Origin of the sequence: Marinobacterium stanieri, from assembly GCF_900155945.1 — a bacterium.
Lineage (GTDB): Bacteria > Pseudomonadota > Gammaproteobacteria > Pseudomonadales > Balneatricaceae > Marinobacterium > Marinobacterium stanieri.
Genome location: NZ_FTMN01000006.1, coordinates 19,415 through 34,959, shown reverse-complemented (window position 1 = coordinate 34,959; position 15,545 = coordinate 19,415). Strand labels below are relative to the sequence as shown.

Here is a 15,545-nt window from a genome sequence, read left to right as displayed (position 1 = left end):
TTACTCGCTTTATCAGTTGAATCAGTCGGCTTCTACGGGCAGATCGGGTCGGTTGCCCCACTCAAACCAGGAGCCGTCATAGCAGGTCAGGTTTTTGCAGCCTGCCCAGGTACCTGCCAGCCAGGTCAGGCCTGAGCGGCGGTGGGTCTGGCAGTGCGTCACCATGGCCTGGTCAGGATTTAGCCCACGTGCATTCAATAACTGCAGGATTTCATCCTGTGACTTCAGCAGGGGAATATCGCCATCCTGCAGCAGATCGGTCCATTCCAGGTGACGTGCCCCGGGAATGTGCCCTCCGTGCTGGGCATTGACCACTTTCTCGCCCGAATATTCGGCTGCTGTACGTGCATCCCAGACCTGTAATTTGCCCTCGTTAATGCCCGCCAGTACCTTTTGAGCATCCAGACGCAAGGGTATTTGCATCCGGGCTGTAAAATTCGAGGGTGTTGCCTGCCGGGCCTGCTGCTCAAGAGGGAGGCCTGCGGCTTGCCAGGCTGCCAGCTGGCCGTCGAGCACGCTGACACTGCGGTGACCGATGCAGTGTAAGGTCCAGGCCAGACGTCCTGCCCAGGGGCCTTTCTGGTCATCGTAGGCTACGACCTGAGTATCAGCGGTCAAACCCAACTCAGAGAACAGCTGGCTCAACTGTTCGGGTGTTGGAATGAGGTTGGGGACAGGGCCTTCGCCGCGCAGCAGGCGTTTTGCATCCATGTGCACAGCCCCCGGAACATGACCGGCAGCGAAGGTATCAGCACTGGACAGATCCAGTATCAGCAGGTTGTCGGCGTTCAAATGGGACTGCAGCTCGGCAGCTGAAATGACCAATGGCAGCATGGCGGGTTCCGTTTCAATGTTTGGCATGATCTTATCTGAGCGGGCGCCTGAGGCAAAGTTATCCCGGCAGATGTTTCAGGCGCAGCGTAGCGGCGGCACAGAGCTGGCGGAACTGCTCATACTGGAACGCTGATAAGGTTGCATGTGCCGGCAGATCGTCGGCATAGATCAGTGCCAGCGGTTTGTCGTCCCGAAAAACGGACATCAGCAGGCAATCGTGGTCGCCCAGTGCCGTGGTAAAACTCTCCGGCAGCATGGGGGCCAGGGTGCTGCGCTTTTGTGTGTCCAGCCAGATGCCTGCTGGCTTTTCACTCAGGCGCTTGAACAGGCTGGGGACTTCAAGGCTGAGGCTAAGCTCCGCCATCGGGTGTCCTTTGGGCAGGCCCAGATTGCGCAGGCTTTCTGCCTGGGTGCCCTTGATCACCATCAGGTTGAGTCGGGCCAGGCCAAGACCCTGGTGTAACCCCTGAATAAGGGCCTGCAGAATCTGGGCTGGCTTGGTGTAGCCGTCAAAGCCGTTCTGGAAGCGTTCCAGCACCTGTTGGTAGATATGCGGATGCAGGTGTTCGGTGACCGGAGGTGCCGGCTTATCGACTTGATCCTGCTCTGGCTTGGGCGGCTTGGGCTTGACCGGTCTGGGCGCTGTTTTCGCGAGGCGGGCAATCTCTTTTTCGCTCAGTACGCCCAGGTGATGGGGCGATGAAGGAATAAAAAGCATCTCGGTAGCCGGGCTCAGGGTACCGGGTACATGAAACTGGCGTGAGGCTTCAGCGCAGTTGGTGTGCAGCAGCCCCAGTATCTGGTTGGCATCACTGCTCAGGTAGTCGGCCATCACATCGAACAGGCGCGCCGCCTTTTTACTGTGCCAGCCACGCGTGGTGGTGAGTGCCAGCCAATTGCCCAGCTTGACCGGGAAGAAGCGCTGCTGTGCCAGCTGGTTTATATCGCGTTGCTCCAGTTGGCCCAGACGCGGGTCCTTGACGGCGCGTCGGTGCAGCTGATTCAGGTCATGATGGCTGGGGGAGGTGCCGTGATCCAGCGCTTCACAGGTCAGTTCCGGCAGGTCCCAGCGCTGTGCGAGTTCGGCGCCCAATTCCTGTGCGGTACAGCCAAACAGATCCTGCTCGGCGAGGACAACATCAATGCCATCTTCCAGTACACGTTTCTGATACAGGTGCTTGTGCAGCGGGGCATGCAACCAGAGCATCCAGTGCACAAAGCCATACAGCAGGGCGGCCAGACGTACCTCTTCTACAAAGGGAAGGCCGCGCTGACGGCACAGTTCCGCGGCCTGCAGGGAGGCGTGCTGGCTGTCGGCAATGGCGCGGAAGTACATTTTCTGCTGCACGCTGGTCGGGTTGACCTTGAGGGTTTCCAGCTGACGGCACAGTTGCTCCAGTGGCTCCAGCCCCAGTGAACCAACCGCATGCTCGATGCCGGTAACGGTCGAGCCCTTGGCGCGGTGTTTCTGCTGAGCCAGACGCGTGACGTGCAGGCACAAGACCGGGTCCTGGCGTACCAGTTGGGTCAGTTGTTGCAGAGTCGTATTGTCGTTATTGAGCAAGCGGCGCAGGCGCGCCTGTACACTGACCCTGACCGGAAGAGACCGGGGTTCCAGATAATCAGCCCAGGCTTCCAGGCCAAACAGGTCGGCACTGGCATCAGCGGGCTGTTGTGCCGGGTCCGAGGGTGTGCTGCTCATTCGTTAACGACTGTCCTGCATGGAGTTCAGAATCTGTTGGAAACTGGCGAAACGCTGTTCACTGATGCTGCCATCTTCCAGTGCGGACAGGAAGGCACAACCCGGCTCCTGATCATGACGGCAGTCACGGAAACGGCAATGACCCTGGAGTTCGGCCAGTTCACGGAAACCGTGCAGCACCTGCTCTTCAGTCATGTGCCAGAGCGCAAATTCGCGGATTCCCGGCGAGTCGATCAGGTCGCCCCCGTCCGGGAAATGGAACAGTCGTGCGGTCGTGGTGGTATGACGGCCCTTGCGGCTCTGCTCGGACAGGGCGCCTGTTTTGAGATCGGCGCCAGGCAGCAGGCTGTTGATCAACGAGGACTTGCCGACACCGGACTGGCCCACGAAGACACTGATATGGCCGGCCAGCATCGCCTTGAGCTCATCAAGCCCGTGGCTGCTGGAGGTGGAGGCGGTCAGGGTGCGATAGCCCAGCTCCTGGTACTGTGACAGCAGGGGCTGCAGGCGTTCACGGTTGTCGTCGTTGAGCAGATCGGCCTTGTTCAAAAGCAGGACAGGCTCAATGCCACTGGCCTCGGCTGCGACCAGGTAGCGGTCGATCAGGTTGGCGTGGGCATAGGGCTCAACCGCGATCACGATGACAATGTAATCGATGTTGGCGGCGACCGGCTTGAGTTCACCCTGATTGTTGGGGCGCAGCAGTTCGCTGTGGCGATCCAGTGCCGCTACCACTACGCCACTGTCGGGCGAGCGGCGCCAGATGACGCGGTCGCCGGTGACCAGTTGGCCCAAATGCGTTCGCATATGGCAGCGCTGGATTTCACCGCGCTGTTCGCCTTCCAGCACTTCGACATCTACCTGGCGGCCGAAATGAGAGATGATCAGACCCTGCTGTTCCGGGCCAAGGTCACTGCCTTCAAGCTGGTCCTCGATAAGGGCGTCACGTTTTTCGGCGCGGGCGGCCCGCTCCTGCTGAATTTTGTTGATGCGCCAGGCCTGGCGTCGATTTACCTTGCGTTTTCCCATTCCGGAGGCTTTGCTCATTCACTGCTGGGGTAGTTGACGTGCTAAGGTATTCCAAACCGAACCAAATTGACAGTTTTGCCGACGGAGAAGCGTGGATGGCGATCAAGGACAACCTGATCTGGGTCGATCTCGAAATGACAGGTCTCAACCCGGATACAGACCGGATTATCGAAATGGCGGCCATTGTAACGGACAGCGATCTTAATCTGATTGCTGAAGGGCCGGTCATTGCGGTACATCAGGCCGATACAGTGCTGTCGCACATGGGCGAATGGTGTACGCGACAGCACGGTCAGTCCGGTCTGACGGATCGGGTCCGTGCCAGCAAAATCTCTGAAACTGAAGCAGAACAGCAGATGCTGGCGTTCCTGCGTCAGCACAGTGAGAAGGGTGTGTCACCCATGTGTGGCAACAGCATCGGTCAGGACCGCCGTTTCCTCTGGCGCTACATGCCGGAACTGGAAGCCTTTTTCCACTATCGCAATCTGGATGTGAGCAGCATCAAGGAGCTGGCCAAGCGCTGGAAGCCTGAGGTGATGGATGGTTTCCGCAAGCAGGGTACCCATCTGGCACTGGATGATATCCGCGAGTCCATCGAGGAGCTGCGACACTACCGCCGTCACTTCTTCCGCCTCTGATTTACTTTGGCATCCGGCGTGCGCCGGGATGGGCCAGTATGGGCAAGGCAGCAGACGGCTCCTTGTCACTACTGGCCTCCTGTCTTTCAGCCAGTTGCGCCAGCGCCCAGTCGATATGCTCCCTTACCAGTTCACTGGCGTCAGTGCGCCTGGCGCGCAGAGCGTCGATGATCGCTTTGCCACCTCGGCTGTTTCCCAATGCGACGGCCAGGTTGCGCTGCAAGCCTTCATAGCCGGTACGGCGAATCGCCGACCCTTCGGTTCGCTTCAGAAAGGTCGGCTCATCCCATAGAAACAGCTCCAGCAGATCGGCCTGCTCAAGGCCATGGCGAGGCTGGAAATCCGTTTCATCGCTGCGTTTGGCAAAGCGGTTCCAGGGGCAGATCAGCTGACAGTCATCACAGCCGAAAATGCGATTGCCCATCAGGGGGCGAAGCTCCGGCGGAATCGCGGCCTTGCTCTCAATGGTCAGGTAGGAAATACAGCGGCGCGCATCAAGCACGCCCGGCTCGGGAAAGGCTTTGGTGGGGCAAATATCGATACAGGCACTGCAGCGGCCACAGTGTGATTCGGTTTCGGGTGGGTCGATCGGCAGCGGCAGATCGATAAACAGCTCTCCCAGCAGGAACCAGGAGCCCGCACTGCGATTGAGCAGCAGGGTGTGCTTGCCGATCCAGCCAAGCCCAGCATTTCGCGCCAGCGGTCGTTCCAGTACCGGTGCACTGTCCACGAAAGGACGGAAGCGTACTTCCCGGTCGCCCAGCTGTTTCTCCAGCCATTGTCCCAGCTGCTTGAGGCGCTTGCGCATGGTCTTGTGATAGTCACGCCCCAGGGTATAGCGCGCGATGTAAGCCTTGTCGGGATTGCGCAACACGCCCGTAACCGGTGCGCCTTCTGGCAGGCAGTTCATGCGCAGCATGATGATGCGCTGGGTGCCGGGAACCAGCAGTGTCGGATCCAGGCGTTTGTCGATATTCTGGTTCAGGTAATCCATGCTGCCCTGGTAACCCTGTTCCAGCCAGTGCTGCAGGTGTTCGGCTTCCGCACTGGCATCGGGCAGGGTGACGGCACAATCGGCAAAGCCAAGTCGCAGAGCCTCCTGCTTCAGCTCGGCTTTTAGATGCTCCAGTTGTGTTGCACTGAATTCGGGCATAGTGTCCAGAGGCGTTAGATGTCCGGGTGTTGAAAGTCTCGGGAACCGGATGTGTATTGGCCAGTCCATCTTCTATAATGAACTGATAACAAAGGAGAAAGCCATGACGAGCAGAGCCGATCTACCCGCTGCATTATACACGGCAGAGCAGTGCCGTGCGCTTGATCGCACCGCAATAGAGCAGTTTGGCGTACCTGGCTTTCGCCTGATGCAGCGTGCCGGGCATGCGGCATTTGTGGAACTGCAAAGCCGCTGGCCGCATGTGAAAAGGCTCACGATTGCCTGTGGTGCAGGCAATAACGGCGGTGACGGTCTGATCATAGCAGGGCTGGCGCGCCAGCAGGGCCTGGAAGTGCAGGTGCTGGTGGTACAGGACGATTATGCTGCTCGTCTGCAGGGAGAGGCCCTGGCGGCCTGGCAATGGGCCGAGGCCGTTGGTATTGAGCTGGAGCGCTGGCAGCCTGAGCAGGAGCTGACAGGTGAGGTTCTGGTGGATGCGCTGCTGGGTACGGGGCTGAACGGCCCTGTGCGCGGAGACTGTGCCAAGTTGATTCGCCAGTTCAATCGCAGCCCGCGGCCCGTCATGGCTGTGGATATTCCCTCAGGCCTCTGCAGTGATACCGGGCAGGTATTGGGCATTGCGGTTAAGGCCGAGCGCACGGTGACGTTTATCGGCCTCAAGCAGGGGCTGATGACCCATGAGGGCGTGGATCATTGTGGCGAGCTGCTGTTTGATGCCTTGATGGTGCCAGAAGAAGTGTACGAAGAGGTGCCCATGAGTGCCTTTCGTACCGATCGTGATGATCTGGCAAAGCTGCTGCCGCCCCGCAAGCGCTCCTCACACAAGGGGCTGTTCGGCCATGTCATGATTATCGGTGGTGACTATGGCATGGGCGGTGCGGCCCTGATGGCGGCTGAGGCGGCTGCCCGCAGTGGTGCGGGGCTGGTGTCCCTGGCAACGCGCCCCGAGCATGTGGCCGCAGCCCTGACCCGTGCGCCTGAGGTGATGGCGGCCGGGGTCAACTCGGGGCAGGATGTACAGCCGCTGCTGCAGAAACCCGATGTGCTGGTGGTGGGTCCAGGGCTTGGGCAAAGTGCCTGGGCGGACCAGTTGTTGCAGCAGGCGTTGAATACCGGACTGCCGCTGGTGCTGGATGCGGATGCGCTCAATCTGCTGCGCACGCGTCTTGGGAGCCATGCCGGCAAGCATGACTGGGTGTTGACGCCTCACCCCGGGGAGGCAGCGCGCTTGCTGGGTTGCCAGACCGAGGATGTTCAGGCTGACCGCTTTGCGGCTGTACGTGAACTTCAGGCCATGTTGGGAGGCACCGTCGTGCTCAAGGGAGCCGGCAGCCTCACCTTCGACGGCGATATGGTGCATCTGTGCAGTGCCGGTAATCCCGGTATGGCCTGCGGTGGCATGGGGGATGTGCTCTCCGGTATCATAGGTGCCTTGCGGGCACAGCGCCTGAGTACGGTCGATGCCGCCCGAGCGGGGGTGTTTGCCCATGCCAATGCTGCCGATCTCTGTGCAGCAGAGCAGGGGGAAAGGGGCTTGCTGGCGACCGATCTGGTCGCGCGCGTGCGACGGGTTCTTAACGGGATTGGATGACGAAAGGGTAGTCTGAATGAAACAGGTGCTCGCTGATGAGCAGGCCATGGCTGCGTTTGGTGCCGCACTGGCGGCCAGTGTAACCGAGGGTGGTGTGATCTTTCTGCGCGGTGATCTTGGCATGGGGAAAACAACCCTGAGCCGGGGTGTGCTGCGGGGTTGTGGTCATACAGGTTCGGTTAAAAGTCCTACCTATACGCTGGTCGAACCCTATGACACCCCGTCTGGCCCGGTATTTCATTTCGACCTTTACCGTCTGTCCGACCCGGAAGAGCTGGAGTATCTGGGCATACGCGATTATTTTACTGAACAGGCGCTATGTCTGATTGAGTGGCCCGACAAGGGGGATGGTGTGTTGCCGAGCCCGGATCTGGAGATTCAGATCGAACTGTCGGGCACCGGCCGCTCGCTGTTATTGACGCCGGTCACTCAAAAAGGACAGGCCATGGTCGATAACCTTAGTAATACAACCACTGAATTGGCGGGTGATGACTAAACTGCTGCGTGCTTTCACAGTATTGATGCTGCTCTGCGTGCCGGTGTTGAGCCTGGCAGGCCAGGAGGTGCGCAACGTGCGTGCCTGGCTGGCGCCGGACAATACTCGGCTGGTATTTGATTTGAGTGGCCCGGTGGAGCACAAGCTGTTCACTCTCAATGGTCCGGATCGCGTGGTTATCGATATCGATGACACCCGGCTCAAGGCCTCATTGAAGGGGCTGGGGCTTGAGAAAAGCCCTATTGGCGACATTCGCTACAGCCATCGTGATGAGGGTCTCAGGGTTGTACTGGACCTCAAGGATAAGGTACGTCCCAAGAGCTTTGACCTGGCGCCCAATGACCAGTACGGCCATCGTCTGGTGGTGGATCTGGCGATGCAGGCCAAGGCGACCGTCACCAAAACCGTGGTGCCCGTGCCGGGCGAAGGCGGCAAGCGGGACATTGTTGTCATGATCGATGCCGGTCATGGAGGTGAAGATCCGGGGGCAATAGGGCCTGGTGGTGTGCGGGAAAAAGATGTGGTGATGGCCATCGCCCGCAAGCTCAAATCGATGGTCGATGCCAAAAAGGGTTATCGTGCTGTCTTGACCCGTACCGGGGATTACTACATCAGTTTGCGCGGCCGTACCAGTAAGGCACGCAAAAGTAACGCTGACCTGTTTGTTTCCATCCACGCGGACGCCTTCAAGGATGCCCGAGCCCGTGGCGCATCCGTGTGGGTGCTTTCCGGCCGGGGTGCAACCTCTGAAATGGGCCGTTGGCTGGCACGCCGGGAAAACAGTACCGACCTGATCGGTGGTGTGGGCAGTTTGAGCCTGGATGACAAGGACGATGTGCTGGCCAGTGTGCTGCTGGATATGTCGATGAATGCCAGTCGCAAGGACAGTCATCAAGTGGCGTCTCGCATCCATGGCAATATGGCCAGCTTCGCCCGCATGCACAAGAAACACGTAGAGCAAGCCGGCTTTGTGGTACTCAAATCGCCGGATATTCCCTCGATTCTGGTGGAGACCGGATTTATCTCCAACCCGGGCGAGGCGCGCAAGCTGAAAACCTCGTCCTACCAGAAGCAGATGGCAGAAGCGATCTTTCGCGGTATTACCGACCACTTCTGGAGCAAGCCGCCGGCTGCAACCTATGTCGCCTGGCAAAAGCAGAATGGTAAGCGTGATGCCGGGCCGCGGCTGTATAAGGTTGTGTCCGGTGATACCCTGTCCGTCATTGCCCAGCGTAACGGTGTCTCTCTCAAGCAGTTGCGCCGGGCCAACAAACTCAGCAATGACCGCATTCGAGTCGGTCAGGTGCTGCGCATCCCCGCAGGCTAACGTTTAATCAGGATTTTATGGCTGCAATTCACCTGCTTTCGCCGCAACTGGCTAACCAGATTGCGGCGGGCGAAGTTGTTGAACGTCCCGCATCAGTGGTCAAGGAGTTGCTTGAGAACAGCCTCGATTCGGGTGCGGATCGAATCGAGCTGGATATCGAGCAGGGCGGCGTCAAGCTGATCCGTCTGCGTGATAATGGTTCAGGTATCGAAAAAGACGACCTGCCGCTGGCGCTGAGTCGCCACGCCACTTCCAAAATTCTCCAGCTGGAGGATCTTGAGGCGGTGGGCAGTCTGGGATTTCGCGGTGAAGCCCTGGCCAGTATCAGCTCCGTGTCCCGTTTTACGCTGACATCACGTACCTCAACCCAGGATGCGGCCTGGTCCGTCTCGGCCCAGGGACGTGACATGTCCACGGAAGTGGTGCCGGCGGCCCATCCGGCGGGCACAACGGTGGAGATGCGTGATCTCTTCTTCAATACACCGGCACGGCGCAAATTCCTGAAGACGGAGAAAACCGAGTTTCGTCATCTTGAAGAAGTGGTGAAGCGGCTGGCGCTGAGCCGCTATGATGTAGGCTTTGGTTTGCGCCATAACGCCAAGGTGGTGCATCAGCTGCGTCCGGCGGATACCGAGATCGCTCGTGAGCAGCGCCTGGGGCAGTTGCTGGGCAAGGCATTTGTGGAGCAGTCCGTGGCGCTGGATGTAGTAGCCGAGGCTTCGGGGCTGAGGCTCTGGGGCTGGATGGGGCTACCGACGTTTTCCCGTTCCTTGCCGGACCAGCAGTATTTCTTTGTAAACGGTCGCGTGATCCGTGACAAGGTCGTCACCCATGCGGTGCGTCAGGCCTATCAGGATGTGCTCTTCCATGGTCGTCATCCGGCCTATGTGCTCTATCTGGAGCTGGACCCGGCGCTGGTGGATGTGAACGTTCACCCGACCAAGCACGAGGTCCGCTTCCGCGAAAGTCGTCTGGTGCATGACTTTATCTTCCGCACTCTGTTCCGTGTGATTGCCGACCTGCGCCCTCAGGATCAGGCGCCGGCTCAGGCTGAGCCCGCTGGTTCTGATACAGGGATGGCGCAGGAGACGTTGCAGCCACCGCAGGCGGGAGCGGATCTCTCATCCCTGCGCCAGCGCCCCATGGGGTTCGATTATGGTGGTGGTCAGCGCGGAGCTGGTAATGCTCCGGATACTGCATCCCAGGTAAACGATCAGATCCGGGCCTATGGTGCCCTGCATCAGCCTGCCGGGACGGCGCCGTCTTCGGCCATGCCGGCTGTGGGAGCTATTGCCATGCCGGCGGAACAGGAAGGCGAGGCTCCGCCGCTTGGTTATGCGCTGGCACAGCTGCACGGGATCTACATTCTGGCGCAGAATGCCGAGGGGCTGGTACTGGTCGATATGCATGCGGCGCACGAGCGCATTGTCTACGAACGCATGAAGCAGTCCTTTGAGCAGGATCGAATTCGCAGCCAGCCATTGCTGGTACCGGTTAACCTCTCGGTCAGTGCCCGCGAAGCGGATATCGCCGAGGAGCTTCCGCAGGAGTTTCATCGCCTCGGGTTCCGGCTGGAGCGCATGGCGGAAGAATCCCTGGTGATCCGGGAAGTGCCGGTGGCACTGGCAAAAGCCAATGTGGAACAGCTGGTGCGAGATGTGCTGGGCGATATGCTGCAATTCGGTACCAGTGATCGCATTGAAGCACACCTGAACGAGCTGTTGGCGACCATGGCCTGCCATGGTGCAGTTCGGGCCAATCGGCAGCTGACCGTACCTGAAATGAATGGCCTGCTGCGCGATATGGAGCAGACCGAGCGAAGCGGTCAATGTAACCATGGCCGACCCACCTGGACCCAGCTCAACCTGGCCCAGCTGGATAAACTGTTTTTACGAGGACAATAATGCTGACAAGCAAGGGGCAAAAGCCGAAGGTGATCTTTGTGATGGGGCCGACGGCCTCGGGCAAGACCGATCTGGCCATGCAGCTGTGCGACCGACTGCCCTGTGAATTGATCAGTGTGGACTCGGCTATGGTTTTCAAGGAGATGGATATAGGCACGGCCAAGCCTTCTGCGGAAGAATTGGCGGCCTATCCGCACCGTCTGGTAGATTTTCTTGATCCGGCTGAAGCCTATTCGGCCGCCCAGTTCCGTGAAGATGCCCTGGCTGCAATTGATGAGATTCAGGCTGCTGATCACATTCCGGTACTGGTCGGCGGAACCATGTTGTATTTCAACGCTCTTAAGCAGGGGCTGGCCAAACTGCCGGAAGCTGACCCGGAGCTGCGTCAGCGTATTGAAGCGGAAGCGGCTGAAAAGGGCTGGCCCGCGATTCATGCGCGCCTGGCTCAGGTTGACCCTGAAGGCGCCGAGCGCTTGAAGCCGAATGATGCGCAGCGATTACAGCGTGCGCTGGAAGTGTTTGAGCTGACCGGTCGCCCCATCAGTGACCATTGGCGTGAACAGGATGAGATTGAACTGCCGTTCGAGATTGTTCCCATTGCCCTGGCACCGGATGATCGTTCCGTCCTGCATGAGCGTATAGAGTTGCGTTTTGATCTCATGCTGAAGGCCGGGTTTGAGGATGAAGTGAGGGCGCTGTGGCAGCGGGGTGACCTGCATGCCGGCATGCCCTCGATTCGCTGCGTCGGCTATCGCCAGATGTGGTCCTGGTTTGCCGGTGAATACGATCGTGAAACCATGCGACAGAAGGGGATTGTGGCAACCCGGCAGTTGGCAAAACGTCAGTTAACCTGGTTGCGAGGTTGGGATGGGGTTAACTGGTTGCCAACCGGAGACAGTAATTTGCTGGTGCGCGCCTTGAAACTGGTCGACCCTGCCGTTATATAATGAATTCGGGTATGATCGCGCGCAAACTCTGTTTGCATCATGCAGGTGCATGACGCCGAGTCGGCATAACCGTATACATACAACTACACTTATAAATTGATTTCCATTTTGGAAGGAGTTTGCAATGTCAAAAGGGCAGTCTCTACAAGACCCTTACCTGAACGTCCTGCGCAAGGAGCGCATACCGGTATCCATCTTTTTGGTGAACGGTATCAAGCTGCAGGGCCAGATCGAATCCTTTGATCAGTTCGTGATCCTGCTGAAGAACACTGTCAGTCAGATGGTGTACAAGCATGCCATTTCAACAGTAGTGCCTGCGCGCCCGGTGAAACTGCCGGTGGCCGACGACAAGCCTGCTGAATGAGGTATTAATTGTTTTTTGAGCGTCCCGAATCGGGCGAGCGCGCGATCCTCGTCCATATCGATTTTTCCAGTGAAGAAGATCGCGAAAACCCCCGAGAACTCGAAGAGTTAGCCCTCTCCGCCGGCGCCGATCCGGTCGAATTTCTGACCGGGTCGCGTGCCGACCCCAGCCCCAAGTTCTTTTTGGGTAAAGGCAAGGTTGATGAACTGGTTGATCTGGTGCGGATGCACGAGGCCGAACTGGTTATCTTCAACCATGCCCTGAGCCCGGGTCAGGAGCGCAACCTGGAGCGTGAACTCAAGTGTCGGGTATTGGACCGTACGGGTTTGATACTGGATATTTTTGCTCAGCGCGCGCGTACCCATGAGGGTAAGCTGCAGGTGGAATTGGCCCAGCTTGAGCATATGTCGACCCGTCTGGTCCGTGGCTGGACCCACCTTGAACGACAGAAAGGTGGTATCGGTCTGCGTGGTCCGGGTGAAACCCAGCTGGAAACCGACCGACGCCTGCTGCGCGCACGCATCAAGGCGATCCTCAAGCGTCTTGAGAAAGTCCGCAAGCAGCGTGACCAGGGGCGTCGTGCTCGTCAGCGCGCCGAGATCCCCACGGTTTCACTGGTGGGGTATACCAACGCGGGCAAATCGACGTTGTTCAACCGCATGACCACATCCGAGGTTTATGCGGCTGATCAGCTGTTTGCCACCCTGGATCCCACCCTGCGCAAGATTGAGCTGGCGGACGTAGGGCAGGCGATTCTGGCCGATACCGTTGGTTTTATCCGTCACCTGCCGCACAAGCTGGTCGAAGCCTTCCGTGCAACCCTTCAGGAAACCACGGATGCAAGCCTTTTGCTGCATGTCATCGATTGCTACGATGAGGAGCGTCGCGAGCATATTGAGCAGGTTGATGCAGTGCTGGAAGAGATCGGCGCAGCCGAAGTTCCCGTATTGCAGGTATACAACAAGATCGATCAGCTCGAAGATGCCGAGCCGCGCATCGATCGCGACGAGGACGGTGTGCCCTGGCGTGTTTGGGTGTCGGCTGTCAGCGGTGAAGGTATTGATCTGCTGCTTGAAGCCATCAGTGAGCGACTGGGCGAGGAGATGTTCCATGAGGTGCTGGATCTGACTCCGGCAGATGGCAACTTCCGTGCCCAGCTCTATGCTCAAGGTGGTGTGGTAAAAGAAGCGGTGGACGAGCAGGGGCATATTCAGCTGGAAGTGCGTCTGCAAATGAAGGATTTCAAGCGGCTTTTGAGTCGTCTGGGGTTGAAACAGGAACAATACGTGCCGCAGGCGGTCGATTAACGGGACCGTTGCGGTCATAATCGCAGCATCAATAACAGGTAACTCAGCGGTTTAATACGGAGAACACTATGGCCTGGAATGAGCCCGGCGGGAATGGTGACAACCATGACCCCTGGAGCGGCGGTAGCAACCGCGGCAAACGTGGCGGTGGCAACGATCAGGGACCGCCCGATCTAGACGAGGCAATGCGCAAGCTGCAGGACCGCCTTGGCGGCATCTTCGGTGGCGGCAAGAAGCGCGGCGGCTTCGGCGGCGGTGGTGGCAAGGGTGGCAGCAGCGGCTTTTTTGTCGTGCTGATCGTCCTGGCTGCACTGTTCTGGGCCGGTATGGGCTTCTACACGGTTGACCAGCAGGAGCGTGGTATCGTGCTGCGCCTGGGTAAGTATCATGACACGGTACAGCCCGGTCTGCAGTGGAACCCGCCGTTGATCGATGAAGTGCAGAAGGTGAATACCACACGTCTGCGTACCTATGATCACCGTTCACTGATGCTGACGGCCGATGAAAACATCGTTGATGTGGACATGACCGTGCAGTACGTGGTGTCTGATCCGGCACAGTTTACGCTCAAGGTGCGTGACCCCAGCGACAGTCTGGCGCAGTCCTCCGAGTCTGCCCTGCGTCATGTGGTCGGTACCTCTGACATGCACGGTATCCTGACAGAAGGGCGTGACACGCTCGCACTGCAGGTGCAGGCACGTTTGCAGAGCTACATGGATAACTACACCACTGGTCTGACGATTTCCAAGGTCAACATCAAGAACGCTCAGGCGCCGCGACAGGTGCAGGATGCATTCGATGACGTGATCAAGGCGCGTGAGGACGAGCAGCGTGCCAAGAACGAAGCCGAGGCCTATGCCAACGGCATCGTGCCTGAGGCCCGTGGTCGTGCCCAGCGTCTGCTGGAAGAGTCCAACGCATACCGTGAAGAAGTGGTCGCCAAGGCAACGGGTGAAGCCAGCCGTTTCAAGGCGCTTCTGGGCGAGTACCAGAAGGCTCCTCGGGTTACTCGTGAGCGTCTGTACATTGACACCATGCAGGATGTAATGGGTCGTACCGGCAAGGTGATGGTTGATGTGGAAGGCGGCAACAACATGATGTATCTGCCTCTGGATCGTCTGACATCTCAGCAGCCGCTGACAGGTGGCAGCAATACGACCAACCGCAACATTCGCCTGGATGATGAAACCGTGCGCCAGATTACCGATCAGGTACTGGAAGAGTCACGCAAGCGCACGCAGTCCACTTCTGGTCTGAGGGAGGGACGCTAATGAAACCTACTTCCATGTTCGGACTGATCGCGCTGCTGCTGGTAGTGATGATCGGCTCCAAATCCGTCTATATCGTCAAGGAAACCGAGCGTGCCATCAAACTGCGCTTCGGTGAGGTTGTGGAAGCGGATATCCAGCCGGGTCTGCACTTCAAGATTCCGTTTGTGAACACCGTGCGCAAGTTCGAGGGTCGAACCATGACTCTGGACGCGCGTCCCCAGGCGTTCCTGACGCTGGAGAAGAAGCGTTTGATCGTGGACTCTTTCATCAAGTGGCGTATCGACAATGTCGAGAAGTACTACACCGCCACATCGGGTGATGAGTTCCGTGCGGCTGACCTGCTGTCGACACGTATCGAAACCAGCCTGCGTAACCAGTTTGGTGAGCGTACGCTGACCGAAGTGGTATCCGGTGCGCGTGAAGAGGTGATGGGTGATGTTATCCGTGCCTTGAGCGATCTGGCGCAGTCAGAGTTGGGTATCGAAGTCATCGATGTGCGTGTGAAGCGTATCGACCTGCCGCAGGAAGTCTCTTCTTCTGTGTACGAGCGTATGCGTACCGAGCGTCTGCGTTTGGCACGTGAGCTGCGTGCACGTGGTAAGGAACTTGCCGAAGGTATTCGTGCGGATGCGGATCGTCAGCGCACCGTTATCCTGGCTGATGCCTTCCGTGAAGCTGAGACCATTCGTGGTGAGGGTGATGCGCAGGCAGCTGCAATCTACTCTGAGGCCTTCCAGCAGGACCCTGAGTTCTACGCGTTCTATCGTAGCCTTAAGGCCTATCGTGAGTCCTTTTCCAGTGGCGGCGACCTGTTTGTTCTGGATCCGGATAGCGAGTTCTTCCGTTACCTGAACAGCTCTCAGGGCATGACCGTTCCACAATAGTCGAACAGACTACTGCTCAAATCGGGTGCCTATGGCACCCGATTTCGTGATAGGATTAATTAACCGGGTCTGCGCCC

At 58.5% G+C, this 15,545-nt stretch carries 14 protein-coding genes; 10 read left to right on the top strand and 4 right to left on the bottom strand.

Translation table 11 applies throughout. The features are described from left to right. Positions 1 to 21: 21 nt before the first annotated feature. From BW956_RS13635 to rsgA, 3 genes are read right to left on the bottom strand one after another with little or no spacing between them, the layout of a single operon-like run. The gene (locus tag BW956_RS13635; protein ID WP_076463226.1) at positions 22 to 861 is read right to left on the bottom strand and encodes a sulfurtransferase; all 840 of its coding nucleotides are present in this window, start codon (positions 859 to 861) and stop codon (positions 22 to 24) included. 31 nt (positions 862 to 892) lie between these two features. After that, a complete protein-coding gene (locus BW956_RS13630; RefSeq protein WP_076463225.1) occupies positions 893 to 2,536 on the bottom strand; it encodes an HDOD domain-containing protein in 1,644 nt (547 codons plus the stop codon). Between the two features lie 3 nt (positions 2,537 to 2,539). Then, on the bottom strand, positions 2,540 to 3,565 hold the full coding sequence (gene rsgA / locus BW956_RS13625) for a small ribosomal subunit biogenesis GTPase RsgA (protein ID WP_076463224.1): 1,026 nt from the start codon (positions 3,563 to 3,565) through the stop codon (positions 2,540 to 2,542). 95 nt (positions 3,566 to 3,660) lie between these two features. Between rsgA and orn the strand changes: the two genes are divergently transcribed. Continuing rightward, positions 3,661 to 4,203: an oligoribonuclease gene (gene orn / locus BW956_RS13620; RefSeq protein WP_010322524.1), complete on the top strand. Its 543-nt coding sequence runs from the start codon at positions 3,661 to 3,663 to the stop codon at positions 4,201 to 4,203. A 1-nt stretch (position 4,204) separates the two neighbouring features. Here orn and queG read toward each other — a convergent pair whose 3' ends face one another. Further along, complete coding sequence (queG, locus tag BW956_RS13615; protein WP_076463223.1) at positions 4,205 to 5,356, bottom strand: tRNA epoxyqueuosine(34) reductase QueG; 1,152 nt, start codon at positions 5,354 to 5,356, stop codon at positions 4,205 to 4,207. Positions 5,357 to 5,459: 103 nt separating this feature from the next. On the opposite strand from queG, the gene BW956_RS13610 reads away from it, so the two are divergent. From BW956_RS13610 to hflC, 9 genes are all read left to right on the top strand, one after another. Beyond that, entirely contained in the window at positions 5,460 to 6,968 is a 1,509-nt protein-coding gene (locus tag BW956_RS13610) for a bifunctional ADP-dependent NAD(P)H-hydrate dehydratase/NAD(P)H-hydrate epimerase (RefSeq protein ID WP_076463646.1), read from the top strand. 16 nt (positions 6,969 to 6,984) lie between these two features. After that, positions 6,985 to 7,464, top strand: coding sequence for a tRNA (adenosine(37)-N6)-threonylcarbamoyltransferase complex ATPase subunit type 1 TsaE (gene tsaE / locus BW956_RS13605; protein WP_076463222.1), 480 nt, complete (start codon positions 6,985 to 6,987; stop codon positions 7,462 to 7,464). After that, positions 7,457 to 8,791: an N-acetylmuramoyl-L-alanine amidase gene (locus BW956_RS13600; RefSeq protein ID WP_010322520.1), complete on the top strand. Its 1,335-nt coding sequence runs from the start codon at positions 7,457 to 7,459 to the stop codon at positions 8,789 to 8,791. Before tsaE ends, BW956_RS13600 begins: the two co-directional genes overlap by 8 nt. A 17-nt stretch (positions 8,792 to 8,808) precedes the next feature. After that, on the top strand, positions 8,809 to 10,695 hold the full coding sequence (gene mutL, locus BW956_RS13595; RefSeq protein ID WP_076463221.1) for a DNA mismatch repair endonuclease MutL: 1,887 nt from the start codon (positions 8,809 to 8,811) through the stop codon (positions 10,693 to 10,695). Continuing rightward, positions 10,695 to 11,642, top strand: coding sequence for a tRNA (adenosine(37)-N6)-dimethylallyltransferase MiaA (gene miaA, locus BW956_RS13590; RefSeq protein WP_076463220.1), 948 nt, complete (start codon positions 10,695 to 10,697; stop codon positions 11,640 to 11,642). Before mutL ends, miaA begins: the two co-directional genes overlap by 1 nt. A gap of 124 nt (positions 11,643 to 11,766) precedes the next feature. Next, positions 11,767 to 12,006, top strand: a complete 240-nt coding sequence (gene hfq, locus BW956_RS13585; RefSeq protein ID WP_010322517.1) for an RNA chaperone Hfq — start codon at positions 11,767 to 11,769, stop codon at positions 12,004 to 12,006. Positions 12,007 to 12,014: 8 nt separating this feature from the next. Continuing rightward, complete coding sequence (gene hflX, locus BW956_RS13580; RefSeq protein ID WP_076463219.1) at positions 12,015 to 13,313, top strand: ribosome rescue GTPase HflX; 1,299 nt, start codon at positions 12,015 to 12,017, stop codon at positions 13,311 to 13,313. A gap of 68 nt (positions 13,314 to 13,381) precedes the next feature. Continuing rightward, positions 13,382 to 14,584, top strand: a complete 1,203-nt coding sequence (hflK, locus tag BW956_RS13575) for an FtsH protease activity modulator HflK (RefSeq protein ID WP_076463218.1) — start codon at positions 13,382 to 13,384, stop codon at positions 14,582 to 14,584. Further along, positions 14,584 to 15,468, top strand: a complete 885-nt coding sequence (hflC, locus tag BW956_RS13570) for a protease modulator HflC (protein WP_076463217.1) — start codon at positions 14,584 to 14,586, stop codon at positions 15,466 to 15,468. Before hflK ends, hflC begins: the two co-directional genes overlap by 1 nt. The last annotated feature ends 77 nt before the right edge of the window (positions 15,469 to 15,545 follow it).